Source organism: Cupriavidus gilardii (assembly GCF_008801915.1).
Lineage (GTDB): Bacteria > Pseudomonadota > Gammaproteobacteria > Burkholderiales > Burkholderiaceae > Cupriavidus > Cupriavidus gilardii.
On sequence record NZ_VZOV01000013.1, the window covers coordinates 64804 to 88533 of the forward strand.

The following is a 23730-nucleotide window of genomic DNA, read 5'->3' on the forward strand; positions in this document are numbered from 1 at the left end:
CCCCCTGACAACCGCCGCAACACGAGGACAGCGACGTGAATTTCGAACTTTCGGACCAGCAGACCGCCATTGTCGAAGCGGTGCGCACGGTCTGCTCCCGCTTCGACATGGAATATTGGGACCGGCTCGACCGCGACCACACCTTCCCGCACGATTTCCACGCGGCGATGTGCGAGGGCGGCTGGCTCGGCGTGGCGATGCCCGAAGCGCTCGGCGGCGCCGGTCTCGGCATCCTCGAGGCGGCGCTGGTGATGCAGGCGATTTCCGAGTCGGGCGCCGGCATGAGCGGCGCCTCGGCGGTCCATATGAACGTGTTCGGCCTGAACCCGGTGGTCGTGTTCGGCTCGCCCGAACAGCAGGCCCGCTTTCTGCCGCCGCTGATCGCGGGCCGCGAGAAGGCCTGCTTTGCCGTGACCGAGCCCGACGCGGGACTCGATACCACGCGCCTGAAGACGTTCGCGCGCAAGGTCGACGGCGGCTATCAGGTCAGCGGCCGCAAGATCTGGATCTCGACCGCGCAGGTCGCCGACCGCATGCTGCTGCTGGCGCGCACGCGCACGCTGGAGTCGGTCGGCAAGCCGACCGAAGGTCTGTCCCTGTTCTACACCGCGCTGGACCGCAACCGCATCGAGGTGCGCGAGATCGACAAGATGGGCCGCGCCGCCGTCGACTCCAACATGCTGTTCATCGACGAGCTGTTCGTTCCCGACGAGGACCTGATCGGCGAGGAGGGACGCGGCTTCGAATACATCCTGCACGGACTGAATCCCGAGCGCATCCTGATTGCGGCCGAAGCGGTGGGCCTGGGCCGCGCGGCGCTGGCGATCGCCACGCAGTACGCGAAGGACCGTGTGGTATTCGGCCGGCCGATCGGCGCCAACCAGGGCGTGCAGCACCCGCTGGCACAGGCGTGGATGCAGCTCGAAGCGGCCAACCTGATGGTGATGAAGGCCGCGGCGCGCTACGACGCCGGCCTGCCCTGCGGCGCCGAGGCCAACACCGCCAAATACCTGGCAGCCGAGGCGGGCCACAATGCCTGCCAGACCGCGATCCTGACGCTCGGCGGCATGGGCTATTCGCGCGAGTACCGCGTCGAGCGGCTGCTGCGCGAATCGTATATCCCGCGCATCGCGCCGGTCAGCCCGCAGCTGATCCAGTGCTTCATCGCCGAGCGCGTGCTCGGCCTGCCGAAATCGTACTGAGCGCCGGAGGATATCGCGTGATTGATCACGGCATGACGAATCTGCGCTGGGACGCGCTGGACCCCGCCGCCACCGGCCCGCTGGCCGGCGTGCGCGTCGTCGACATGACCTCGGTCGGCATGGGCCCGTATGCGACACAGATCCTGGGCGACATGGGCGCGCAGGTGATCAAGGTCGAGTCGCCGGAAGGGGACGTCTTCCGCCACGCAGAGCCGGCGCGGCATCCGAACATGGGGGCGGCCTTCCTGAACCTGAACCGCAACAAGCGCTTCGTCGTGCTGGACCTGAAGCAGGCGGAAGACCTCGCTGCGCTCAAGCGCCTGCTCGCCGGGGCAGACGTGTTCGTCTCCAACGTTCGCCCCGCCTCGCTGCGCAAGCTGGGCCTGGACTACGCGTCGCTGCGCGAAGACCATCCGCGCCTGATCTATTGCGGCGCCTATGGCTATGCCGAGGACGGCCCGTACGCTGGACAGCCGGCGTTCGACGACATCATCCAGGCGCGCAGCGGCCTGGCGCAGTTCCAGGGCGCCAACGGCGGCCAGGGCCCGCGCTACGTCAACACGATCCTCGCCGACAAGGTCGCCGGACTGACCGTCGCCTACGCGATTCCGATGGCGCTCTATGAACGCGAGCGCTCCGGCCAGGGCCAGGCGATCGAGGTGCCGATGTTCGAGACGCTGGTGTCCTTCCTGGCCGTCGAACAGCTGGCCGGCCGCACCTTCGTGCCGCCGCTGGGCGACGCCGGCTACGGCCGCGTGATGTCGCCCCATCGCAAGCCCTACCGGACCGCGGACGGCTATCTGGCGCTGCTGCCCTACACCAGCGCCCAGTGGGCACGTTTCTTCGCGGTGGCAGGACGGCCGGAGTTGGCGGCCGATCCGCGCTACGCCACGCCCGCGGGCCGCAGCGCGCATATCGACGCGCTGTATGAAACACTGGCCGACATCGTGCTGACGAAGACCACCGCCGAATGGCTGGACGTGCTGCGCGACGCCGACATTCCGCACAGCGAGGTGCCGCGCTTCGACAGCGTGCTCGACGACGCCCACCTGCGCGCGACCGGCATGGTGTTCGAATACGCGCATCCGACCGAGGGCCAGCTGCGCGCGGTCGGCATTCCGACCCGCTTCTCGCGCACGCCCGGCAATATCCGGCATTGGCCGGAGCCGCTGCCGAAGCGGGCGGCGCGGGCGGCCTCCAATACCGCGGCGGACGCGGCCAACGATCCGGCCTAGCTTCGGCGCAAGCCGCGGCGGCGCCCGCCAAGGCCTTACACTGTCGGCCTTGTGCAGCATGCCCCGATCAACAGGCCGACAGGAAACCAGCCGATGCCCGCCGTGGAGCCCGCCCCGGAACCCGCCGATAAAGCCGCCGACAAGGCCGCAAGCGCGAACGTCAAGACCGCGCTGCGCGTGGTCGAGATCATGGAGATCTACGCGCGCGAAGGCCGCTCGCTGACGCTGACCGAGCTGGCCAGGCTGCTGGGCGCGCCGATGTCGAGCTGCCTCGGCCTGATCCGCACGCTGGCGGCGCTCGGCTATCTGTACGAGACCGGACGGCGCCAGGGTTACTACCCGACCGGCCGCCTGCTGGCGATCGCGCAACGGATCGCCGCCAACGACCCGCTGCTCGAGCGGGTGCAGCCGGTACTCGAATCGCTGCGCGACGAGACCGGCGAGACCGTGATCTTCGGCAAGCTGCAGGACGACGGCCGCGTGGTCTATCTCGATGTGGTCGAGTCGAGCAATCCGGTGCGCTACATCGCCACCGCGGGCGAACTGCGGCAGGCCCATACCAACTCGATCGGCCGTGCGATCCTTTCCGCGCTGCCTGCCGCCGACCGTGACGCGCTGCTGGCGCGGGCCTCGTTTGCGCCGCTGACGGCTCGAACGGTAGCCTCGCGCGAAGCGCTGGAGGCCGAACTGGAACGATCGCGCGAGCGTGGCTGGGCGCAGAACTTTGGCGAATCGCTGGCCGACCTTGGCGCGGTCGCGGTGCCGCTGACGCTGGCCGGCGTGGTCTACGGCGTATCGGTAGCCGGCCCGATCCACCGGGTCGAATCGCGCGCGGCCGACATCGCGATGCCGCTGCGCACGGCGATACGCGCGCTGCAGGGCTAGACCCTTCCGCTTCCGCCGCCTTTCCCCGCCTCCTGCGGCCTCTCTGCCTGCGACACCTGTCGCATTCCGGACGCGACACCTGTCGCATGCCGCGACGGCGTCGCGACGTGCCGGGTGCCATCGCGCACGCGGCGAACATCCCGCGCCGCCCCTGAGCCGGCCTCTCCGATCCGCCGCAAAGCCGCGCCCCGCAAGGCTTTGCGGGCTCCCGCCCGGCGCGGGCGGCCCACCGTCATCCCCCTGTTTCCCCGCACTGGCATCGCGCTTGCAATGACATCGCAGCCGCGGCGCCCGCCGCCTCCGCACTTCCCCGAACGCGGACACGGGCGCCACGCCAAGCGAAAGAAACAGGAGACACGACGATGGAACCGACCACGGACCAGTTGCTGTGGATGTACGAAAAGATGGTCGAGATTCGCCATTACGAGGAGACGATGGCGAAGGTGTATCTCGAAGGGAAGCTGCCGCCGAAGATCCAGAAGGGGCTGGCCTTCGATATCGGTGCCGGCCCGGTGCCCGGCGAAATGCATCTGGCCGCGGGCCAGGAGCCGGTGGCGGTCGGCGTCTGCGCGCACCTGCGTACCGAGGACACCGTGGTCGGCGCCCACCGCCCGCACCACTTCGCGATCGCCAAGGGCGTGCCGCTCGACGAGATGACCGCCGAGATGTTCGGCAAGGTCACGGGCCTCGGCCGCGGCAAGGGCGGCCACATGCATCTGTTCCATCCCGAGACCAGGTTCTCGTGCAGCGGCATCGTCGGCGCGGGCGCGCCGCAGGCTTGTGGCGCCGCGCTTGCCGCGCGCAAGCTGGGCAAGGACTGGGTTGCCATCGCCTTCTTCGGCGAAGGGGCGGCCAACCAGGGCGCCTTCCACGAGGCGCTGAACCTGGCGGCGCTGTGGAAGCTGCCGGTGCTGTTCGTCTGCGAGGACAACAAATATGGCATCTCGGTCGAAAAGTCGGCTTCGACGTCGGTCGACAGCAATGCGGTCCGCGCCGCCGGCTACGGCATGCCCGGCGTCCTGGTGGATACCAACGATGCGGTGGCGGTGTTCCGCGCCGCCGGCGTCGCGGTCGCGCGGGCGCGGCGCGGCGAAGGGCCCACGCTGATCGAGGTCAAGACCGACCGCTACCTGGGCCACTTCCAGGGCGATCCCGAAACCTACCGGCCGAAGCACGAGGCGCAGACGCTGCGCCAGAACGATCCGATCGACCGGCTCGGCAAGCAGTTGCGCGAGCAGGGCCTGCTCGACGACGAGGCCGACGCCGCGCTGCGCCGGCAGATCGTCGCGCGGGTCGACGCCGCCTACGCATTCGGCCGCGAAAGCCCCTACCCCGCCCCCGAGGAAGCGCTGCAGCACGTGTTCGCGTGACGGTGCCGGCGACGGCGCCAGCCGCACGCGCTCGCGCCCGATCGCACCCAATCCGCACGCCATCCGCACGCTGCCCGCAATGACAGGAGACAACCAGATGCAACCCAACGACAACAACCCCTCGGCCACGCGCAAGCTGACCATGGCCCAGGCGATCGCCGAGGCGATCGGCCAGGAGATGGAGCGCGACCCCAGCGTCTTCGTGATGGGCGAGGACATCGGCAAGTACGGCGGCATTTTCAGCGCCACCACCGGACTGCTCGATCGCTTCGGCCCCGAGCGCATCATGGACACGCCGATCTCCGAGACGGCGTTCATGGGCGCCGCGATCGGCGCCGCCGCCGAAGGGCTGCGCCCGATCGCCGAGCTGATGTTCGTCGACTTCTTCGGCGTCTGCTTCGACCAGATCTACAACCATCTGGCCAAGAACACCTACATGTCGGGCGGCCGCGTCAAGCTGCCGGCCGTGGTGATGACCGGCATCGGCGGCGGCTACAACGACGCCGCCCAGCACTCGCAATGCCTGTACAGCACCTTCGCGCATATGCCGGGCATGAAGGTGGTGGTGCCGTCGAACGCCTACGACGCCAAGGGCCTGATGATCGAGGCGATCCGCGACGACAACCCGGTGGTCTTCTGCTACCACAAGGGCATCATGGGCCTGTCGTGGATGTCCTACTTCGAAGGCAGCACCACCGCAGTCCCCACCGAGGCGTACACGATTCCGTTCGGCAAGGCGCGCGTGGTGCGCGAAGGCCGCGACGTGACCATCGTCACGCTGAGCCAGATGGTGCAGAAGTCCGTGCTGGCGGCCGAGCAGCTGGCGCAGGAAGGCATCGACGTCGAGGTGATCGACCTGCGCACGCTGGTGCCGCTGGACAAGCAAGCCGTGCTGGAGTCGGTCGCCAGGACCGGACGCCTGCTGATCGCCGACGAAGACTATCTGAGCTACGGCCTGTCCGGCGAGATCGCCGCGATCGTCGCCGAGCATCTCGACACGCTGCGGATGAAGGCGCCGGTGCGGCGCCTGGCCGTGCCCGACGTGCCGATTCCGTTCAGCCGTCCCCTCGAGAACTTCGTGATCCCGCAAGTGGACACGATCGCGGCCAGCGTCCGCGCGCTGATGCAAGCCAACCCCGAACTGAAGCAAGAAGCCAAGAGAGAAGCAGCATGACCGACGTAACGATGGCAGACGACGTGTGGGCCGATGTCGAGGAAGGCACCGAGGCCCTGTTGCAGGACTGGCAGGTCAACGTCGGCGACAGCGTCGTCGAAGGACAGACGCTGGTAGTGGCCGAGCTGGTGAAGACGACCCACGAGATCGTGGCGCCGGCGGCCGGCCGCATCGCCGAGATCCTGGTGCAGTCGCAGGACACCTTCGCGCGCGGCGCCGTGCTGGCGCGCATCGAGGAGTAGATCATGGCCGAAGCCTCACTGACGCTGGCGGCGAAGGACGGAACCGCCGCGGCGCCGCCCGCGCCCGCGCGGCAGACGATTGCCCTGACCGGCATGCGCGGCGCGATCGCGCGCGGCATGACGGCCGGCTGGCAGATCCCCCGCGTCGCGCATTCGCTGGAGGTCGATGTCAGTGCAGTCGAGGCGCGGCGCGCGCAGCTGCAGGCGGAGCTGGGCGACAGCGTCAAGGTCACGCTGACCGCCTATCTGCTGCGCGCCGCCGCGCTGACGCTGCGTGCGCATCCCCGGCTGAACGCGCGCGTCACCGACAAGGAGATCGAGCTGATGCCCGACGTCAATATCGGGCTCGCGGTCAGTCTCGACGATGGCCTGGTGGTGCCGGTGCTGCGCGAGGTCGACCGCAAGTCGGTCGAGCAGATCGCGCGCGAGGCGCGCACGCTGGCCGAGGGCGCGCGCAACGGCACGCTCGGCGCGGGCGCCTACCAGCGCGGCACCTTCACCATCAGCAACCTGGGCATGACCGAAGTCGAGCGCTTCACGCCGATCCTGCATGCGCCGCAGGCCGCGATTCTGGGCGTCACGCGCGTGATCCGCCGCGCCGTGGTCAAGGATGACTGGATCAGCATCGCACCGATGATGGGCCTGCATCTGGTGTTCGACCATCGCGCCGTCGACGGCTACCCGGCCGCGGCGTTCCTCGGCGACCTGAAGCGGCGCCTCGAGTCCGCGGAAGACCTGTGATGGCTGCGCTCGCCCCGACCCTCGTCACCGCGACCCCGCACGCCGAGCAGGCGTGGAACGCGCGGCAGCTGGCCGAGCCGGTCACCGAGCCGCGCCTGCGCCTGTGGACGTATCGCGCGCCCGGCGTGGTGTTCGGCTGCTCGCAGCGGGCGCTGCACGAGCGCACCGCGTTGGCGGACCGCGCGGTCGTGCGCGGCTCCGGCGGCGGTGCGGTGCTGACCGGACCCTGGATGCTGTCGGCCTCGATCGTGCTGCCGCCGGATCACGCACTGCTGTCGAGCGGACCGATCGGCAGCTACCGGTGGCTCGGCGTGCTGCACGCGGGCCTGCTGCGCGACATGGGCATCGCCGCGTTCGCGCTGCCGCCCGAGCAGGCGCACAGCCACCAGGCCGATGCGGCGCTGACCTGGGCCTGCTATGGCGGCCTGTCGCCCTGGGAGGTCGTGGTGGATTCGCGCAAGATCGTCGGCCTCGCGCAGCTGCGCCGCCGCACCGGCGTGCTGCTGACCTCGGGCACGCTGATCGCGCCGCCCGACTGGCGCCTGCTGTGCGAGGCGCTGGGGCAGCCGGCCGGGCTGGGCGATGCGCTCGCCGACCGCACCACCTCGTGCGAGACCGAGCTGGGCGCGCCGGTGATCGCCGAGGTGCTGGCCGACCGGCTGCACCACATGCTGACCGACGTGCTCGGCAGCGTGGCGGCCAACGACCACGAGGCCATGCCGCGGGCTTCCGTCCGCCATGTGCTGCCGCTGCGCGGTGCCGCGGCGCCGCCCGGCTAGCGCGGCGCCCGCCAGGTGGCCGGCGCAAGCGGACCGGGCCAAACAACGATACCGATATCCCACCGAAGGAGACGACAAATGCAAGACGACATCCAGCAAGCGGATGCCGCCGCGCCCGCGGCCGGCATGCGCATCGTGGCCAAGACCCAGCCAGTGACCCGGCGTGGCTTCCTGCGCGGCACGGGCCTGGCCGCCGTCGGCGTCGCCGTGGTCTCGCCCGGCGCGTTGGCCAAGCCGGCCCGCGAGGCGCTGGTCACCGACCTGAAGGCGCTCGGCACGCCGACCGCGCGCACGCTGCTGGTGATGGCGCGCGACATCTTTCCGCACGACCGCTTCGCCGACCGCTACTACGTCGAAGCGATCGCGCCGCTGGACCGCGCCGCCGCCAGCGACAAGGCGGTACGCACGCTGCTGCAGCAGGGCGTGCGCGAGCTCGATGCGGCTGCGCAGCGCAAGCACGGCAAGCCCTATGCGCAGTTGCAGGACGAGGCCGACCGCGTCGCGCTGCTCAAGGCCATCGAGACCACGCCATTCTTCGAGAAGGTACGCGGCGAGATGGTGACCAGCCTCTACGACAACAAGGCGGTCTGGCCGCTGCTCGGCTACGAGGGCTCGTCCTGGGAAAAGGGCGGCTACGCGAACCGCGGCTTCAACGACATCGACTGGATCTGAGCCGTACCCGACGCGCAGGGCTGCGCAGACAGCATCGCGAACCATACAAGGCAGGACACTGGAGACAAACATGGCAACACGGATCGACCTGAACGACCGCGACGCGGTCGTCATCATCGGCTCGGGCGCGGGCGGCGCCACGCTGGCCAACGAGTTGGCGCAGCGGGGCATCGGCAAGATCGTGATCCTCGAGGCCGGCAAGCACTATACGCAGGCCGACTTCGAGAACGACGAATGGGCGATGTTCCGCAAGATCTCGTGGCTCGACAAGCGGATCTCGGCCGGCGGCTGGCACCACACCAAGACCTATCCGAACCTGCCCGCGTGGATCGTCAAGGCGGTGGGCGGCTCGACCATCCACTGGTCCGGCGTCGCGCTGCGCTTCCAGCCGCACGACTTCCGCACGCGGCAGATCTACGGGCAGGTCGAAGGCGCCAACGTGCTGGACTGGCCGATCACCTACGAGGAACTGGCGCCGTACTACGACAAGGCCGAGAAGAAGATGGGCGTGACCGGCAGCGCCGCCAGCGGCCAGCCGCCGATGCCCGAAAGCAACCAGTACAAGGTGGTCGCGGCGGGCGCGCGCAAGATCGGCTATCGCAAGATCGTGCGGCCGGTGGCGTCCAATTCCACGCCCTACGACGGCCGCCCGGCGTGCCAGCAGGCCGGCTTCTGCATGCAGGGCTGCAAGATCGGCGCCAAATGGTCGGCGCTCTATACCGAGATTCCGAAGGCGCTGGCGACCGGCCGCGTCGAGCTGCGGCCCGAGAGCATGGTGCTGCAGGTCCAGCACGACAAGTCAGGCAAGGTCAACGGCGTGCTGTACGCCGACAGCAAGGGCCGCAAGCACCTGCAGAAGGCGCGCGTGGTCTGCGTGGCGGGCAATTCGATCGAATCGGCGCGGCTGCTGCTGAACTCGGCATCCAGCCTGTTCCCGAACGGCCTGGCCAACTCGTCGGGACAGGTCGGCCGCAACTACATGAACCACGCGACCGCGGCCGCGGTGGCGATCCATCGCAAGCCCGTCTACATGTACCGCGGCTTCGATATCGGCGCGGTGGTGGCCGACGAGGTCGCGCTCGATACGAAGCGCGGCTTCAACGGCGGCTACTACCTGGAGGGACTGGCGCTCGGGCTGCCCTATACGGCGGCCTTCATGAAGCCGGGCGGCTGGGGACGCGACGTGACCTCGGCGCTGGAGCAGTACGACCACATGACCGCGATCTGGGTCTGCGGCGAGGACATGGCGCGCGAGCAGAACACCATCACGCTGCATCCGACCGAGAAGGACCAGTACGGCCTGCCGATCCCGATCGTGACCAAGACCTACCACCGCAACGACGAGGCCATCGCGGCGCACGGGCTGCAGCAGTTCCGCAAGCTGTCGGAAGCGGTCGGCGCGACGCGCGTCATCGACATGCCGGCGTATCCCGCCAGTCACAATATGGGCACCAACCGGATGAGCGCCAACGCCCGCGACGGCGTGGTCAACCGCTGGGGCCAGGCCCACGACGTCAAGAACCTGTTCGTCTCGGACGGCAGCCAGTTCACCTCCAGCTCCGCCGCCAACCCGACGCTGACGATCGTGGCGCTGGCCATCCGCCAGGCCGAATACCTGGCCGGCGCGCTGCGCAAGGGCGAGGTCTGAGCCCGGGCTTGTCGGGATTGAAGTCCGGCCCGGGGCTGGTGTAAGGTCGTCGCGCCTGGGAAGGCGTCGCCCTTTCCGCTGCGAAGAAGGCTCCCCTCCCCCGCGTGCGGGAGAGGAGCCGGGGCAGGGGGCAAGGACGCACGCCATGCCCACGGCCTTTTCCGCCGCCCCTGCCTATATTGGATAACACCACGAAGACAACAGCACAAAAGCGTCGTCCGTCCCCGCGGCAAGGCGCAGCGAAGGAGACCCCGTGATCAGTGCCAAGCAAGCCGCCCAACGGCACGCGCATGTCGAGCAGGTGCTGACGCTTGCCAGTCAGGCCGATCCGGAGCGGCCGCCGCTCAGCGAGATCGAGCGCTCGTGGATCCGCTGCGTCAACGAGTACGGCATGGACCCCGGCCGGCGCATGCCCGCGCATATCGTGGAAGCGGGACGGCTGCGCGAGCACAAGGACCAGATCGAGGACTTCCTCGGCGTGGCGCGCACCGGCATGGAACAGCTGTACAAGCGCATGTCGTCGCTCGGCTACGTGCTGCTGCTGACCGATTCGCACGGCATCGCCGTCGACTTCATCGGCAACGACCAGTGGGATCGGGAACTCAAGAGTTCCGGCCTGTATCTCGGCGCGGACTGGAGCGAGCGCCAGGCCGGCACCTGCGCGGTCGGCACCTGCATCGTCGAGCAGCACGCGGTCACCTGCCATCAGACCGACCATTTCGACGTCTCGCATATCAGCCTGACCTGCAACAGCGCACCGCTGTTCGACCCGACCGGAGGCTTTCTCGGCGTGCTCGACGTCTCGGCGCTGACCTCGCCCGGCCCGCGCGAGAGCCAGCATCTGGCGTTGCAGATGACGGCGATGTATGCGCAGATGATCGAGGACGCCAATTTTCTGCGCTACTTCCGCGACCGCTGGATCCTGCGGCTGGGCGCAACCTGGTCGCTGGTCGACGTCAGCGGCGAGATCATGGTCGCCTTCGACGCCGACGGCATCGTCTGCGGCATCAACAGCGGCGCGCGCCGCGCGCTGCGTGCGGCGGACCATGGTCCGGTGATCGGACGGCCGCTGACGATGCTGTTCCGCGAGAGCCTGAGCGACCTGTGGCGCATCGCACGCGCCGGCATGTCGTCCGACCGCGCCACGCTGCGCACGCATGGCGACGAGGTCTACTACGCCAGCGCGATCGCGCCGCGCGTGATGCCGCACCGCATTCCCACACCGGCCGCGCCGGAACCCGGCGACACCGCCGCGCTCGACGCGCTGGGCGCCGACGATGCGCAAATGCAGCGGCTGATCACGCAGGCAAAGCGCCTCGCCAACAAGCCACTCAATGTGCTGATCCACGGCGAGACCGGCACCGGCAAGGAGGTCCTGGCCAAGGCGCTGCATCAGAGCAGCAACCGGCGCGAGCACGCGTTCATCGCGGTCAATTGCGCCGCGATCCCGGAGACGCTGATCGAGAGCGAGCTGTTCGGCTATACCGCCGGCACCTTCACCGGCGCGCGCGGCAAGGGCATGCGCGGCCTGATCGCGCAGAGCGATGGCGGCACGCTGTTCCTCGACGAGATCGGCGACATGCCGCTGCATCTGCAGAGCCGGCTGCTGCGCGTGCTGTCCGAGCGCGAGGTCACGCCGCTGGGCGCGCAGCGTCCGATCGCGGTCGACCTGCGCGTGGTCGCGGCCTCGCACCGCGATCTGCGGCAGCTGATCGCCGAAGGCCGCTTCCGCGAAGACCTGTATTACCGGCTGTGCGGCGCCACGCTGTATCTGCCGACCTTGCGCGAGCGCCAGGACAAGGCCTATCTGATCGAGCGGATCTGCCAGGAGGAAGCGGCCCAGCTGCAGATCGACGCGACGCTGTCGAGCGACGCGCGGCGCGCGATGCTGGCCTACGACTGGCCTGGCAATGTGCGCCAGCTGCGCAATGTGCTGCGCTTCGCGCTGGCAATGAGCGACGGCGGCCATATCGATCTGGGCGATCTGCCGCCGGAGGTGACCGACGCGGGTACGGCGAGCCCGCTGCGCGCGCTGCCCGCGTCCGTGCCCGCATCCGTGCCACCATCCGTGCCACCATCCGTGCCACCATCCGATCCCGCCGGCGCGCCGGTCCCCGACGACCCGAAGGCGCGCCAGTTGCTGGCCGCGCTGCAAGCCCATCACTGGAACGTGACCGAGGTCGCCGCGGCCTGCGGCATTTCGCGGGCGACCGTCTACCGGCAGATGGAGCGGTTCGGCATCGTCGCGCCAAACCGGCGCTAGGGCCCGACCGGGCCAACGCCCTTACGCGGGGCGGCTGGCATGGCAGCCGGGACCGACGTACCATCGCTGCATCGGCCGATTCTTGCGCCCTGTCCTACGCCCCTCGTCGCCACCGCCATGCCGCTACCCGCCGAACGCCTGAACGAATATCTGGACTTCGCCCACCGCCTGGCCGATGCAGCCGCGGCGCAGAGCCTGCCGCTGTTCCGCACTCATGCCGAGGTGCAGGACAAGGGCGGCCGCCGCTTCGACCCGGTCACCGCCGCGGATCAGGCCGCCGAGACAGCGATGCGCGAGCTGATCGCCGCCACCTATCCCGACCATGGCATCCATGGCGAGGAGCATGAGCGCATCGAGGGCACGTCGCCGCTGACCTGGGTGCTCGATCCGATCGACGGCACGCGGGCCTTCATCACCGGCTTGCCGCTGTGGGGCACGCTGATCGCGCTGAACGACGGCGACCGGCCCGTGCTCGGCGTGATGGACCAGCCGTTTACCGGCGAGCGCTTCGTCGGCACCTGCGACGCCGCCTGGCTCGGCAAGACGCCGCTGCGCACGCGGCCCTGCGCCAGCCTGGCCGAAGCGAAGCTGATGTGCACCACGCCGGAAATGTTCGGCGACGAACCCGAATGGAAGGCGTTCCGCTGCGTGGCCGACCGCGCGCGGCTGCTGCGCTATGGCGGCGACTGCTACGCCTACTGCATGGTCGCCGCCGGCCATGTCGATGCGGTGGTCGAGGCCGGCCTGCAGCCCTACGACGTGCAGGCGCTGATCCCGATCGTCGAGGGCGCGGGCGGCATCATCACAAGCTGGACCGGCGACGACCCCCAGCATGGCGGCCGCGTGGTGGCCTGCGGCGACCGCCGGCTGCATGCGCAGATCCTGGCGGCGCTGGCCGAATAGCGCTGGCCGAATAGCGCTGGCCGATTAGCGCGGGCGAGTGGCCGGATCGCACGAGCCCGGCCCGCGGATTTCCCTCCACGGCGCGCGCCGGTTATGATGCGCGATTATCGAACGACCGCCGCCACTCCCGTTCCGGCCTTTTTCCGTATGGACGCCACCCGCTCCACCGCCGCCTCAGTCCCTGCCGTCCCTGCGGCCTCCGATGCTGCTCCGCTGCGCCCGGCACCGGCGCGTCCCGATCAGCTGGACCAGTACGCGGGCGACCCGAACTTCATGCTGTCGCTGGCGCGTGGGCTCCACGTGCTCGAAGCCTTCTCCGAGCGCAGGCGGCCGCTGACCATTTCGCAGATCGCGCAGCGCACGCAGCTGTCGCGCGCCTCGGTGCGGCGCTGTCTCTATACGCTGCAGCGGCTCGGCTATGTCAGCCAGGAGGACGGCCGCTTTGCGCTGCGTCCGCGCGTGCTGCATCTGGGCCACGCCTATTTCTCGTCGACCGCGCTGGTCGCCCAGGCACAGCCGATCCTGGACCGGCTCAGCGCGGCGGTGGGCGAGACCTCGGCGCTGGCGATCCTCGAGGACACCGACATCCTGTATCTGGCGCGCTGCGAAGTGCGCCGCATGCTGTCGCACGCGCTCGGCATGGGCAGCCGCCTGCCGGCCTTCTGCACGTCGATCGGGCGCATGCTGCTCGCTCATCTGGACGAGCCGGCGCGCGACGCGTACTTCGAGCGCGCCGAATTGCGGCCGCGCACGCTGCAGACGAAGGTCTCGCGCACCGAGCTGGAGGCCTGCTTCGAACAGGCCCGCACGCTCGGCTATGTGGTCGTCGACGAGGAACTGGAGCTGGATCTGCGCGCGCTCGCGGTGCCGGTGCATGCGGAGTCGGGCGAGGTCGTGGCCGGCATCAGCGTCAGCGTGCGCCCCACGCAGGTCGGCGAAGCGGAGATGCTGGCCCGCATGCTGCCGCGCATGCGCGAGGCGGCGTCGGAAATGAGCCGACTGATCGCGGCGTGAATTGGCGCCGTGCGAATTGGCGCCGTGCGAATTGGCGCCATGAAATGGCGGCGTGAGGTTGCGGCATGCGTCCGCGGCCCTGCGCCGCTGTCTCCTCGCCACAACGACAAATCGACATGTCGCGCCAATACTGCGCCGCTGATTTGAAGCGAATCATGTCGCAATGCTCACAATCGTGACGCTTTAAAGCGCGAGGCGCGTCGCCGCCATCACTCCTCGGAATAGACCGTAGAAAAGTGGCGTTATTGACTGCATCGCGTTGCGATATACATTGCTAAAATCACCGTCCACAAGTCCGAACCCGAAAGACTCTTGCCAAAAAAGAGACTACCGCAACACCAATATGACTTTTGATGACATCTCGCTTGGCGCAATCGTCGCGGATATGCGCATGGCAGAGAGACCCCTGATGCCCGCCGAACAGGCCTATCTCGCCGAACTGCGCCAACGGATTGCGGCCGGCTCGGAGAATTTGTGGGCGATCCTGGAAGACGCGGGCATGCCATCGAACGGCGGCCGCCTGTCCGGCGATGTGATGCTCGCTCTCACGATGGTGGCGCAGAGCAAGCCGCAATAAGGTAGAAAAGCGCGACGCCGCCACTCACGCGCCGTTCCCCCGAATGTGGGGGGAACGGTGGCCTGCAATGACGCTGGATTTCCGCATTTGCGGGAACGACGCGAATGTTTGTGGCGGCTTTCCGCGGAATTCAGGCGCGCTTGGCTCGCGCCTTTTCTTCAGCCCCGATGGGCCAATTCCAGCGCGAATACCAGCCGCTGCAGCGTATTTTCCAGACGCCCATCCGGATTGACGAACGCGCAGCCGAAATGATGAATCGCGCTGTCGTCGCGGCCGACCAGCCAATGCCCTACCACCTGCAGATCCAGATCGAGCTTGCCGAGCTCGCGGAAATCCAGCCGCGCGCGGGCGATGCGCGTACCGACCGGCAGCTGCGTATCGCCGACCGTGCGCGAGCGCAGCCCCACGCCCGATAGCGACAGATCCGAGATATCGAGCTTGACCACGGTACCGTCGTCGAGCCTTCCCTCGCAGCCATAGCCTCGCGTCACCAGCGTGCGCGCGCGGAAATGCCGGCGGCGCTGGAAGTGATAGAGCTTGTCCGGGAACGGCGCCCTGAACGCCGGGCCGCCCTGGTATTGCACGGGCTCGGGCCGGCCGATGGCAAAGTTCACCGGCACGCCGCGCAGCGACGCCGAGATCGCGTTCTCCTCGGCCTCCAGCACCGCCCGCGCCTCCTCGTCGGTCCGGCACCAGTCGAAGATGAAGGTGCGGCTGGCCGGATCGACGTGCAGCACCGAGGAAACCGTCTCCCGGCCGCGGCCGGAACGCACGTTCAGCGTGCATTTCTGCCAGGCCAGATCGCGCAGCACGGTGCCGATCTGCGAGGCGTGGGTCAGGCGGTACTGTTCGTCGGAAGCAACGTCGGAAGCGGCGGCCGATGCGGCGTCGGACGCGGCTGCGGCCTCGGGCCGGTCGATGGACTCGTGGGAACTCATGAAATCACGCGGGCGGGTGCGGGGATCCAGATGCGGGCGAAGGGGACTCTAGTACAGAATCGGCATCGCCGGCGCAAAACTTGAGCCCGACTTACGGGGGGTTGTCCGGAACCGGCTCGCGCAAGGCGAAGGCCCGGCGGCAGCGATGCTCGGCGCCCTGCCGCTGCAGGCGGCTCTCGAACAGCACGAAGCGCCGCGACAGATAGGGCGGACAGCCCAATTCGCGCTGCGCGGCGAGCCATTCGCGCAGCGGCGGCTCGGGCGCATGCGGTGCGCAGCGCGCCAGCGTCAGGTGCGGGTGGAAGGGACGCGTTTCCCGCTCGACCCCGGCATCGCTCAGCGCGAGATCGATCGCGCCATGCAGCGCCAGCAGCGGTTCGGCGGGCGTGACGCCGGCCCACAGGATGCCGCCGCGCCGGCCGAAGCGCCCGACGCCGGCGACCTGCACCGGGACCGCAACGGCGGCAATCGTGGCCAGCGCATCGTCGATGGCCACGGCCTGTTCCTCGTCGACCTCGCCGACGAAGCGCAGCGTCAGGTGGACCTGCGCGGCCGGCGTCGGGCGGATGCCGCGTTCGCGAGGCAGCGTCGCCAGCAGCGAGGCCGCCAGCGCGGGCGGGGTTTCCAGTGCGACGAACAGCCGTGGCATGTCGGCGGGAGCGTTACGGTTGCGGCGCCGGTAGCGTGATGCGGCTACCGTTATGCGGCGGCCGCCAGCGCGTCGCGCAACAGCGGCAGGTGCGGCGCCGCCGCCGTGCCTTCCAGCCGCAGCAGTGCCTGCTTGCGATCGGTACCGCCGGCATAGCCGGTCAACGCACCGTTGGCGCCCAGCACGCGATGACAAGGCACGATCACCGAAATCGGATTGCGCCCGACCGCGCTGCCGACCGCCCGCGCATGGCCGGGCGGCAGGCCCAGCCCCAGGGCCAGCTGCCCATAACTGACGGTCTCGCCGAAGGGAATCTCGCACAGCGCCTGCCAGACCCGCTGCTGGAACGCGCTGCCAACAAGCCGCAGCGGCACGGTAAAACGCTGCCGGACGCCGGCGAAGTATTCGATCAGTTCCTGCGCCGCCTGCTCCAGCAGCCGCGCATGGCGTGCATCGGCGGGGGCGCCGTCGAACGGTCCGGCCGGATGGTATTTCTGGCCGGAGAAGAACATCCCTGTCAGATAGCCGTCTTCGGCGCGCAACAGCACGTCGCCGAGCGGGCCCGACATCGAACGGTAGTGAATCATGTTGGCTGCTCCTGTGACTGTGGACGGCGGGTGCGGCGCGGTACGGCTTGCTTGCCGCCGGCGCCGCCGACGCCCGCCGGTGCGGCGCGCGCGGTCACACGCTCGCGCTCGCGGCCGTCCTGCAAGTCCTGGTACTGGCGCCACAGATGCATGGCCGCGTAGGCGCGCCACGGCGCCCACTGCGCGGCGTGCCGCAGCATCTCGCCGGTGCGCTCGATGCCCAGAACCTTGCGCAGCGCGTAGTCGGTGGCCGGGAACGCATCGGGCCAGCCCAGCGCCCGCATGGCAATGTATTGCGCGGTCCAGTCCCCCACGCCGTCGATGGTGCATAGCGCCGCAACGGTTTGCGCGGGCTCCACGCCCGGTTCGAGCGACAGCCTGCCATCGACCACCGCCGTGGCGATCGCCTGGATCGCGCGGGCCTTGGCCTGCGGCACGCCAAGCGCATGGATTTCCGTGACCGGCACCGCGGCCAACGTGGCGGCGCTCGGGAAACAGGCGCGCAACTCGTCCATCGGCACGGCCAGCGGCGTGCCATGGGCCAGCACCAGCCGATGCAGCATCGCGCGTGCCTGCGCCAGGGAGACGACCTGACCGAGCACTGCGCGCACCGCGATCTCGAAGCCGTCCACCGTACCCGGCAGCCGCATGCCCGGCATGTCGGCGGCCAGCGCGCCCAGATGGCGGTCGACCACATCGGGCCGGCAACCCAGATCGCACAGGCGCCGGACCTTGCCGAGCACCTGCGGAATGGCATGCGCCAGCGAACCGGATAGCGTCACGCGCAGCACGTGGCGCTGCGGGGCCAGTGCCAGCCGGATCCAGCCGCTGTGCAGCCGTCCGGCCACCTCGATGGCCACGGTGCGTCCGTATTCGCCGCCATGCGCGTCGGGCCGGATCTGCTCGACGCCCGGCACCGCACGCGCGCCGAGGAACTGCAGCAGCGCGGCCCACGCGAACGGCGGCCGATAGCCGAGCTCGAACACCAGGCGGTCTGCCGGCATGCCCGCCGCGCGCTTGCGCATCGCGGTCGGGGCGAGGCCATAGCGCGTCTTCAGCACGTCGTTGAAGCGGCGGACGCTGCCGAAGCCGGCCGCGAGGGCCACCTCGGTGACGGGCAACGCGGTATCGGTCAGCAGCCGCTTGGCCAGCAGCAGGCGCTGCGTCTGCGCGTATTCGACCAGCGAGACGCCGAACTGCGCGGTAAACAGCCGCCGCAGATGCCGCTCGGTGACGCCGATGCGCGCCGCCAGCTCCGGCACGCCGGCATCGGCGAGGAAGCCCTCGTCGATCAGCGTCGCCGCCGCCTGCGCCAGCCGCCCGGACAGATCGGCCAGCCCATGTCCCGGAGCGAGCTCTGGCCGGCAACGCAGGCAGGGCCGGTAGCCATGCTTCTCGGCGGCCGCCGCCGTGGCGAAGAAACTGCAGTTTTCGCGCTTGGGCGTGCGCACCGCGCAGACCGGCCGGCAGTAGATGCCGGTCGACGACACGGCGACGAAAAAGCGCCCGTCGAAGCGGCGGTCGTGCGAAACCACGGCGCGGTAGCAGGTGTCGGGATCGAGTTCCATGGCTGCATGCTACCGCTTTCCGCCCCAGCGACCAGCCGGATTCGGACATGCGAGTCGGCGACGTTCTGCACGTTCTGCACGTTCTGCACGTTCGCCGCGTTCGGCACGCCGCACGTTCGGCACGTCGCCACCTTCGGCCGGGCGCCTGGCCGGCCCGGCAGGCCGGTCCCCCTCAGCGCGACTTGCTCCGCCGCCCGCGCCACTGGCGCGCCGCGATGACGAAGGCCTCGATCAGCGCCGCGGTGGGCGCACGCGACAGCGCCGAGGGGCGCGCCAGCACGCCGACCTCGCGATGGATGGGCCGGCCCGGCAACGGCTCGGCCTGCACGTTCGGGCATTGCGCCAGCGGCAGCAGATCGGCCGGCACGATCGCACAGCCCAGGCCCTGGTCGACCATCTGCAGGATCACCGCGGGCTCGTCGAGCTCCATGCCTTCGTCGACGCGCAGCCGATGGCGCTTCAGATATCGGTCGACCAGATGCCCGCCGGCCGAATGCCGGTTGTAGCGGATGAAGGGCAGCGCGCCGAGCATCGCCTTGAGCTCCCGCGGCGCACCGCGCGGTGCGATCGCAACGAAGGGCTCGCTCAGCAACGGCAGCCATTTGAGCTCGGCCGGAATGCCGAGCCGCGGCTTGATCATCACCGCCACTTCGAGTTCGCGCGCATCGACCTGGGTCAGCAGTTGCGTCGACATGCCGGGCACGATGTTGACGTGGGTCTTCGGGTAATCGGCGCGAAAGCGCTGCATCGCCTTCGGCAGCAGCGTCGACTGCACGGTCGATACCGCGCCCAGGTCGATCGGCGTCAGCGCGGGGGCCGCATGCGCCTGTCCCTTCATCGACTCGTACAGCTCGACGAAGCGGACTGCCTCGGGCAGCAGCTTGCGCCCCTGCTCGCTGAGCGTCACCGATTTGCCGGTGCGATCGAACAGCGCGCAACCCAGGTCCTCTTCCAGCCGCCGTATCTGCGTGCTGACCGCCGACTGCGTCAGCGACAGCCGCACCGCGGCCGCGGAAAACGAAGCCGTCTCGGCGGCGACCAGGAAGGTGCGGAAGTAGCGGATCATGGCAAACGGATCATGGCAAACGGATCATGGCAAGCGGATCATCGCAAAGGGACTATCGGATCCCATCGAAATCTCTGATGCTCAGCGCCAAAATGATTCGCTTCATATCGCGACTTGCGCTGAGTAGAATTTGCGGGACCATACCACGACAGCGGCGCCGCAGACCGGCGCCGCATTGCAGAAAGGCCCCGACATGCAATCCATCCCCCTGTTCCACCTGGCGTTCCCGGTGCACGATCTGGCCGAGGCCCGGCGTTTCTATGGCGAACTGCTCGGCTGCCCCGAGGGCCGCAGCTCGGATAGCTGGGTCGACTTCAATTTCTACGGTCATCAGGTGGTCGCGCACCTGGCGCCCGAGGAGACCGGGCATCGCTCGACCAGCGCGGTCGATGGCGACGACGTGCCGGTGCGCCATTTCGGCGCGATCCTGTCGATGGAGCAATGGGAAGCGCTGGCCGACAAGCTGCGCGCGGCCGGCGTCAAGTTCGTGATCGAACCGCACGTGCGCTTCAAGGGCCAGGTCGGCGAACAGGCCACGATGTTCTTCCTCGATCCGTCGGGCAACGCGCTCGAATTCAAGGCCTTCGGCGATATCGGCCAGGTGTTTGCGAAGTAAGAATTGCCGCGCTGCGCTGCGTTTGCAGGCACTGCAACTCCATAGCGCTGCATCGCTATAACGACAGGCCGCCCAGGTGGTCCGCCAGCAGATCGATGAAGGCCCGCGTCTTGGCCGGAATCGCGCGTGCCGCGGGCCATACCGGCTGCACCGGGATCGGCGGCGCCTCGAAGCGGTCTAGCACGGTCACGAGGCGCCGCTGCTCGAGCAGATGCCGCACCTGCCATAGCGGGCCGAAGCCGATACCGAGGCCCAGCACCACCGCCTCGTTGACCGCCGCGGTGCTGCCCGCACGCAGCCTGCCCTGGACCGGAAAACGACGCTGCTTGCCGTCGACCAGGAACGGCCAGCGCGCATCGTTGCCGTCGCCGCTGCGCACGATGCAGCGATGCGCGGCCAGTTCGCGCGGGTGCGCCGGCACGCCGTGGCGCGCCGCGTGCTGGTCGTCGGCGCCGCCGGACGATTTGCCGGCCTGGTTCCCCAGGCGCTGCGGGACAGCGGCGTGACCGTACGCGGACTGGTCCGCGATGCGGGACGCTCCGCCGTCGCGCTGGCCAATGGCGTCGACGAGGTCGCGGTCGGCGATCTGCGCGCGCCCGAAACGCTGGCGGCCGCGCTGGACGGCATCGATGGCGTCTTCTACATCGGCCCCGCCTTCGCGCCGGACGAATCGCAGCTGGGCGTCAACATGGTCGACGCGGCGCGGCGGGCCGGTGTGCGCCGCTTCGTCTTTTCGTCGGTGATCCAGCCGACCGACGTCACGCTGGCCAACCACGCCAGCAAGATCCCCGTCGAACAGGCGCTGTTCGATTCGGGCCTGCAGTTCACCGTGCTGCAGCTCGCGAACTTCTACCAGAACCTGCTTGGCGCGTGGGCCGGCGTCGTGGCCGAGGGGGTCTTCGCCGAGCCCTACCCGGTCGATGTGCCGGTAGCCCGCATCGACTATCGCGATGTCGCGGAAGTCGCGGCGATGGCGCTGACGACCGATCGGCTGGCGTATGGCTGCTTCGAGCTGGCCGGCGAGCCTGGGCTGACGCGCACGCAGATCGCCGCGATGATGGGCGACGCGCTGGGACGGCCCATCGCCGCCGGCGAGATCGACTTCGAGCGATGGGCGGCGCGCCTGCCGCTGCGTTACAGCGCGGCGCAATGGGAGCTGCTGCGCAAGATCCACGAACACTACGCATCCCATGGATTGCGCGCCAATTCGCTGGTGCTGCAGGCGATCCTTGGGCGGCCGCCGAGGTCGATGCAGGCGTTCCTGCGCGAACTCGCCGGCAGCACGGCCAGGGCGGCGTAGACAGTTGGCCGCGACGCCGACGCACCGTGCGTTGCGGCCCCGATTTTGAGACACCTTCTGCTTGCCGGGTGACCCCAGGGACTGTATATTTGTACAGTCCTTGATCGCCACGGAGGTAAGCATGTCAATCGCACGAGCCGGCAGCAAGAACGAGGCCCTGCGTCTGCTGGCCGCCCGTGAGGTTCTGGCGCTGGAGCTGGACTATGAAACGGGTTGGCAGGACGCCGTCGAACTGGGCCGGCTGGGGGAAAAACGCGGCATCCGCGTCCAGTACCGCGGCCAGGAAAGCATCGCGGTACGCTCGCACGACGCCCTGATCGAAGGGCTCGCCAAACCCAAGACCACCTTCCGTCAGCGCAATCTCTATTGCCTGTTCGATCTCGGCGCCATTCCAGACCAGCAACTGCACGAGCTGGAAGCGCGCGCCAGCCGCCTCGGCGACTACATCCTCGCCGGTCATCTGCTGCGCGAGGTCGATGCCTTCTGGCATTGAGACGGCATTGAGACGCCATCGAGGCGTGACACGGGCGTGACGCAAGCGGGTTCCTGCGACGCCGTGCCGCAGCCTCTGCAATCTCGCCAAAACCACCGCTTTACCCGAAGATCCACCAAATACTTTCGTGAGGTTTTCGAAAGAAGGCGGTAACCGGGCAACGCACGATGGTGCCCCCGATCGCGGGCGCGGTTCGTCCAGCGTCAGCCCAGCGAGCGGTAACGATCAGGCCAAAACACAACAGGAGACTCGCGACACCATGTCAGCCAACCTGTACGACGCCAAGGAACCGCTGCTGCGCTGTCTGCAAGAGAATCTGGCCGGCTGGCATTCGGCCCTGGACCACGTTCTGTCGCAGTCCGGCATCTCGACCGCGGAATGGCATCTGCTGCAACACCTGGCACACCGCCAGCGCGTCGAACCGCACCAGCTCACCGCTTCCTGCGCTCTCCCCTGGCTCCAGGCCGAGGAATTCGAGGCGATGGTCCGCAGCCTGTCGGACCAGGGATGGCTCGAACCCCAGCCCGGCCCGCACGCGGCGCAGCCGATTCCGCTCATCCGCTCGAGCGCCAGCCATCGGATGGACAAGCTGGGTCAGGCCATCAAGGCGCTGCAATCGGTCTGGGTCTCGCCGCTGAGCCTGGAAGAGCGCGGCATGATGATCACCTATCTGACCAAGATGCAGCGCCAGCTCGAGCGGCTGGCGGCCCGCAACCCGGCGAACCGTGGCAGCGCGACGCGGGGCGCCCCGGACCAGCGGGTGCTGATCCGCTGAATTGCCGGCCGCTGCCTGACTACGCTCCAGCGCTGGTGTTGGCGCTGACGCTGGCGTTGGGGCGATACTGCGGCCAGATCGCGCGCGCTTGCGGGCACACCGCATTGCGCGGCAACTGCAGCAAGGTCAATCCAAACCGCCCCTCTCCGCTGTCGACCGCTCCCAACGACGCTTCCATCAGCTGACCTGTGGCCGGCGCCTGGGCAAACCAGTCCGACATCGCCACAAGGCGCTCCTGCACGGCGACAGCCGGCATGACGTCGTTGGACAATTCCATCGCGCGCGGCGTCTCTCGCGCCGGCACCGCATCCGTATCGATACGCCAGCCCGCCGAACACGCCGTCTCGCTGAGCCAGCTGGCCCGTACCGTCCCGGCCTCGTCGAGCACCAGCACGGCCTTCTGCGCCGTGCGCGCCAGCCAGCGGCGCGCGGCATGCAGCAGCGGCACCTGCAGTTGCGAGGCAAAGGCCATCAGCACATCGCCATCGACATGACCCGCCAGGCCGTGCTGGCAAGCGGCGGCCGGCATCGTCAGCCGCGCCGCAAAGCTGTAGGCACGCGCGGCCGGGCTGTCGTCGTCGGCCAGCGAATACAGGCCGGCTTGCCGGCACTCGAACGCGTCGGTATCGGCATGCTCCGCCCGCATCGCATAGCAGGCGAGCAACCAGGCCTGGACGAAGCGGGCCTCGGACGGGCCCAGCGCGGCGCGGTGCAGCAGCGTCCAGCCGCCGGTGCCGGTGCGGTACAACACGCCGTCGATATCGCCGAGATCCGCCGGCTGGACCGACACGATCGGATCGCGGCGGCCCAGGACGACCGCGGCGCCCAGCGCCAGCGCGCCCACGTCGAGCGGTGCGGTCGGCGACGTAGCGCAGGCCGCCTGCAGTGCGGCAATGATCGGAAAGCAGGGCGGACCAGCCGGCTCGTCGCCGGCCAGTGCCAGATGCGGAGCCCAGCCGTGCGCGCCGGCACCGGGATGTGCAATCCCGGGTGCCGTGCCGGCAAGGCGGACGCGTTGAAGCTGTTTCATGCT

The 23730-nt window shown here is 69.0% G+C and carries 25 protein-coding genes; 18 read left to right on the forward strand and 7 right to left on the reverse strand.

The window, feature by feature from the left end; genetic code table 11:
* The first annotated feature begins 35 nt into the window (after positions 1–35).
* From F7Q96_RS16280 to F7Q96_RS16345, 14 genes are all read left to right on the forward strand, one after another.
* Positions 36–1202 carry an acyl-CoA dehydrogenase family protein gene (locus F7Q96_RS16280; RefSeq protein ID WP_053823390.1) on the forward strand — a complete coding sequence of 389 codons (1167 nt, stop codon included), beginning with the start codon at positions 36–38 and terminating at the stop codon, positions 1200–1202.
* A gap of 32 nt (positions 1203–1234) precedes the next feature.
* Positions 1235–2437 (forward strand): CaiB/BaiF CoA transferase family protein, encoded by a 1203-nt coding sequence (locus tag F7Q96_RS16285; protein ID WP_053823389.1) that lies wholly within the window; start codon positions 1235–1237, stop codon positions 2435–2437.
* 93 nt (positions 2438–2530) lie between these two features.
* A complete protein-coding gene (locus F7Q96_RS16290; protein WP_053823388.1) occupies positions 2531–3322 on the forward strand; it encodes an IclR family transcriptional regulator in 792 nt (263 codons plus the stop codon).
* Positions 3323–3684: 362 nt separating this feature from the next.
* Positions 3685–4692 carry a thiamine pyrophosphate-dependent dehydrogenase E1 component subunit alpha gene (locus F7Q96_RS16295; protein ID WP_053823387.1) on the forward strand — a complete coding sequence of 336 codons (1008 nt, stop codon included), beginning with the start codon at positions 3685–3687 and terminating at the stop codon, positions 4690–4692.
* Positions 4693–4789: 97 nt separating this feature from the next.
* Complete coding sequence (locus F7Q96_RS16300; RefSeq protein WP_053824528.1) at positions 4790–5866, forward strand: alpha-ketoacid dehydrogenase subunit beta; 1077 nt, start codon at positions 4790–4792, stop codon at positions 5864–5866.
* On the forward strand, positions 5863–6108 hold the full coding sequence (locus tag F7Q96_RS16305; RefSeq protein ID WP_053823386.1) for a lipoyl domain-containing protein: 246 nt from the start codon (positions 5863–5865) through the stop codon (positions 6106–6108). The genes F7Q96_RS16300 and F7Q96_RS16305 overlap by 4 nt, the downstream gene beginning before the upstream one ends.
* Positions 6109–6111: 3 nt before the next feature.
* The gene (locus F7Q96_RS16310) at positions 6112–6849 is read left to right on the forward strand and encodes a 2-oxo acid dehydrogenase subunit E2 (RefSeq protein ID WP_082371674.1); all 738 of its coding nucleotides are present in this window, start codon (positions 6112–6114) and stop codon (positions 6847–6849) included.
* On the forward strand, positions 6849–7628 hold the full coding sequence (locus F7Q96_RS16315; protein ID WP_211923509.1) for a lipoate--protein ligase family protein: 780 nt from the start codon (positions 6849–6851) through the stop codon (positions 7626–7628). Before F7Q96_RS16310 ends, F7Q96_RS16315 begins: the two co-directional genes overlap by 1 nt.
* A 78-nt stretch (positions 7629–7706) precedes the next feature.
* On the forward strand, positions 7707–8300 hold the full coding sequence (locus tag F7Q96_RS16320) for a gluconate 2-dehydrogenase subunit 3 family protein (RefSeq protein WP_170265844.1): 594 nt from the start codon (positions 7707–7709) through the stop codon (positions 8298–8300).
* A gap of 70 nt (positions 8301–8370) precedes the next feature.
* Entirely contained in the window at positions 8371–9948 is a 1578-nt protein-coding gene (locus F7Q96_RS16325; protein WP_053823385.1) for a GMC family oxidoreductase, read from the forward strand.
* A gap of 253 nt (positions 9949–10201) precedes the next feature.
* Positions 10202–12211: a sigma-54-dependent Fis family transcriptional regulator gene (locus F7Q96_RS16330; protein WP_053823384.1), complete on the forward strand. Its 2010-nt coding sequence runs from the start codon at positions 10202–10204 to the stop codon at positions 12209–12211.
* Between the two features lie 117 nt (positions 12212–12328).
* Positions 12329–13114: a histidinol-phosphatase gene (hisN, locus tag F7Q96_RS16335; protein WP_053823383.1), complete on the forward strand. Its 786-nt coding sequence runs from the start codon at positions 12329–12331 to the stop codon at positions 13112–13114.
* A 147-nt stretch (positions 13115–13261) separates the two neighbouring features.
* Entirely contained in the window at positions 13262–14128 is an 867-nt protein-coding gene (locus F7Q96_RS16340; protein WP_053823382.1) for an IclR family transcriptional regulator domain-containing protein, read from the forward strand.
* A 343-nt stretch (positions 14129–14471) separates the two neighbouring features.
* Complete coding sequence (locus F7Q96_RS16345; RefSeq protein ID WP_006576881.1) at positions 14472–14705, forward strand: hypothetical protein; 234 nt, start codon at positions 14472–14474, stop codon at positions 14703–14705.
* 158 nt (positions 14706–14863) lie between these two features.
* On the opposite strand, the gene F7Q96_RS16350 is transcribed toward F7Q96_RS16345, so the two are convergent.
* From F7Q96_RS16350 to F7Q96_RS16370, 5 genes are all read right to left on the reverse strand, one after another.
* Entirely contained in the window at positions 14864–15643 is a 780-nt protein-coding gene (locus tag F7Q96_RS16350; protein WP_053823381.1) for a flagellar brake protein, read from the reverse strand.
* A 91-nt stretch (positions 15644–15734) separates the two neighbouring features.
* The gene (thpR, locus tag F7Q96_RS16355; RefSeq protein ID WP_053823380.1) at positions 15735–16292 is read right to left on the reverse strand and encodes an RNA 2',3'-cyclic phosphodiesterase; all 558 of its coding nucleotides are present in this window, start codon (positions 16290–16292) and stop codon (positions 15735–15737) included.
* Positions 16293–16342: 50 nt separating this feature from the next.
* Entirely contained in the window at positions 16343–16879 is a 537-nt protein-coding gene (locus tag F7Q96_RS16360; protein WP_151022977.1) for a methylated-DNA--[protein]-cysteine S-methyltransferase, read from the reverse strand.
* The gene (locus F7Q96_RS16365) at positions 16876–18447 is read right to left on the reverse strand and encodes a DNA-3-methyladenine glycosylase 2 family protein (protein WP_082371673.1); all 1572 of its coding nucleotides are present in this window, start codon (positions 18445–18447) and stop codon (positions 16876–16878) included. Before F7Q96_RS16365 ends, F7Q96_RS16360 begins: the two co-directional genes overlap by 4 nt.
* Before the next feature lie 172 nt (positions 18448–18619).
* Positions 18620–19513 (reverse strand): LysR family transcriptional regulator, encoded by an 894-nt coding sequence (locus F7Q96_RS16370; protein ID WP_053823379.1) that lies wholly within the window; start codon positions 19511–19513, stop codon positions 18620–18622.
* Between the two features lie 193 nt (positions 19514–19706).
* Here F7Q96_RS16370 and F7Q96_RS16375 point away from each other — a divergent pair, with 193 nt between their 5' ends.
* Positions 19707–20129, forward strand: a complete 423-nt coding sequence (locus tag F7Q96_RS16375) for a VOC family protein (RefSeq protein WP_053823378.1) — start codon at positions 19707–19709, stop codon at positions 20127–20129.
* Positions 20130–20184: 55 nt separating this feature from the next.
* Here F7Q96_RS16375 and F7Q96_RS16380 read toward each other — a convergent pair whose 3' ends face one another.
* Positions 20185–20550, reverse strand: coding sequence for a LysR substrate-binding domain-containing protein (locus F7Q96_RS16380; protein WP_236902093.1), 366 nt, complete (start codon positions 20548–20550; stop codon positions 20185–20187).
* On the opposite strand from F7Q96_RS16380, the gene F7Q96_RS16385 reads away from it, so the two are divergent.
* The 3 genes from F7Q96_RS16385 to F7Q96_RS16395 all read left to right on the forward strand — a co-directional run bounded on the left by F7Q96_RS16385 (position 20518) and on the right by F7Q96_RS16395 (position 22697).
* Positions 20518–21429 (forward strand): NmrA family NAD(P)-binding protein, encoded by a 912-nt coding sequence (locus F7Q96_RS16385; protein ID WP_151022979.1) that lies wholly within the window; start codon positions 20518–20520, stop codon positions 21427–21429. The two genes, F7Q96_RS16380 and F7Q96_RS16385, sit on opposite strands and share 33 nt — an antisense overlap.
* A gap of 121 nt (positions 21430–21550) precedes the next feature.
* A complete protein-coding gene (locus F7Q96_RS16390; RefSeq protein ID WP_006577941.1) occupies positions 21551–21922 on the forward strand; it encodes a hypothetical protein in 372 nt (123 codons plus the stop codon).
* Between the two features lie 259 nt (positions 21923–22181).
* Positions 22182–22697 (forward strand): hypothetical protein, encoded by a 516-nt coding sequence (locus F7Q96_RS16395; RefSeq protein ID WP_053823376.1) that lies wholly within the window; start codon positions 22182–22184, stop codon positions 22695–22697.
* Between the two features lie 19 nt (positions 22698–22716).
* Here the strand turns inward: F7Q96_RS16395 and F7Q96_RS16400 are convergent, their stop codons facing one another.
* Positions 22717–23727 carry a hypothetical protein gene (locus F7Q96_RS16400; RefSeq protein ID WP_053823375.1) on the reverse strand — a complete coding sequence of 337 codons (1011 nt, stop codon included), beginning with the start codon at positions 23725–23727 and terminating at the stop codon, positions 22717–22719.
* Positions 23728–23730 lie beyond the last annotated feature (3 nt).

What these genes read in the sequence shown, in the direction of transcription:
- F7Q96_RS16285 (WP_053823389.1), top strand. Translation starts at nt 1,235, where the DNA reads ATGACGAATCTGCGCTGGGACGCGCTGGACCCCGCCGCCACCGGCCCG.
- F7Q96_RS16290 (WP_053823388.1), top strand. Translation starts at nt 2,531, where the DNA reads ATGCCCGCCGTGGAGCCCGCCCCGGAACCCGCCGATAAAGCCGCCGAC.
- F7Q96_RS16295 (WP_053823387.1), top strand. Translation starts at nt 3,685, where the DNA reads ATGGAACCGACCACGGACCAGTTGCTGTGGATGTACGAAAAGATGGTC.
- F7Q96_RS16300 (WP_053824528.1), top strand. Translation starts at nt 4,790, where the DNA reads ATGCAACCCAACGACAACAACCCCTCGGCCACGCGCAAGCTGACCATG.
- F7Q96_RS16305 (WP_053823386.1), top strand. Translation starts at nt 5,863, where the DNA reads ATGACCGACGTAACGATGGCAGACGACGTGTGGGCCGATGTCGAGGAA.
- F7Q96_RS16310 (WP_082371674.1), top strand. Translation starts at nt 6,112, where the DNA reads ATGGCCGAAGCCTCACTGACGCTGGCGGCGAAGGACGGAACCGCCGCG.
- F7Q96_RS16315 (WP_211923509.1), top strand. Translation starts at nt 6,849, where the DNA reads ATGGCTGCGCTCGCCCCGACCCTCGTCACCGCGACCCCGCACGCCGAG.
- F7Q96_RS16320 (WP_170265844.1), top strand. Translation starts at nt 7,707, where the DNA reads ATGCAAGACGACATCCAGCAAGCGGATGCCGCCGCGCCCGCGGCCGGC.
- F7Q96_RS16325 (WP_053823385.1), top strand. Translation starts at nt 8,371, where the DNA reads ATGGCAACACGGATCGACCTGAACGACCGCGACGCGGTCGTCATCATC.
- hisN (WP_053823383.1), top strand. Translation starts at nt 12,329, where the DNA reads ATGCCGCTACCCGCCGAACGCCTGAACGAATATCTGGACTTCGCCCAC.
- F7Q96_RS16340 (WP_053823382.1), top strand. Translation starts at nt 13,262, where the DNA reads ATGGACGCCACCCGCTCCACCGCCGCCTCAGTCCCTGCCGTCCCTGCG.
- F7Q96_RS16345 (WP_006576881.1), top strand. Translation starts at nt 14,472, where the DNA reads ATGACTTTTGATGACATCTCGCTTGGCGCAATCGTCGCGGATATGCGC.
- F7Q96_RS16350 (WP_053823381.1), bottom strand. Translation starts at nt 15,643, where the DNA reads ATGAGTTCCCACGAGTCCATCGACCGGCCCGAGGCCGCAGCCGCGTCC.
- thpR (WP_053823380.1), bottom strand. Translation starts at nt 16,292, where the DNA reads ATGCCACGGCTGTTCGTCGCACTGGAAACCCCGCCCGCGCTGGCGGCC.
- F7Q96_RS16360 (WP_151022977.1), bottom strand. Translation starts at nt 16,879, where the DNA reads ATGATTCACTACCGTTCGATGTCGGGCCCGCTCGGCGACGTGCTGTTG.
- F7Q96_RS16365 (WP_082371673.1), bottom strand. Translation starts at nt 18,447, where the DNA reads ATGGAACTCGATCCCGACACCTGCTACCGCGCCGTGGTTTCGCACGAC.
- F7Q96_RS16370 (WP_053823379.1), bottom strand. Translation starts at nt 19,513, where the DNA reads ATGATCCGCTACTTCCGCACCTTCCTGGTCGCCGCCGAGACGGCTTCG.
- F7Q96_RS16375 (WP_053823378.1), top strand. Translation starts at nt 19,707, where the DNA reads ATGCAATCCATCCCCCTGTTCCACCTGGCGTTCCCGGTGCACGATCTG.
- F7Q96_RS16385 (WP_151022979.1), top strand. Translation starts at nt 20,518, where the DNA reads ATGCGCGGCCAGTTCGCGCGGGTGCGCCGGCACGCCGTGGCGCGCCGC.
- F7Q96_RS16390 (WP_006577941.1), top strand. Translation starts at nt 21,551, where the DNA reads ATGTCAATCGCACGAGCCGGCAGCAAGAACGAGGCCCTGCGTCTGCTG.
- F7Q96_RS16395 (WP_053823376.1), top strand. Translation starts at nt 22,182, where the DNA reads ATGTCAGCCAACCTGTACGACGCCAAGGAACCGCTGCTGCGCTGTCTG.
- F7Q96_RS16400 (WP_053823375.1), bottom strand. Translation starts at nt 23,727, where the DNA reads ATGAAACAGCTTCAACGCGTCCGCCTTGCCGGCACGGCACCCGGGATT.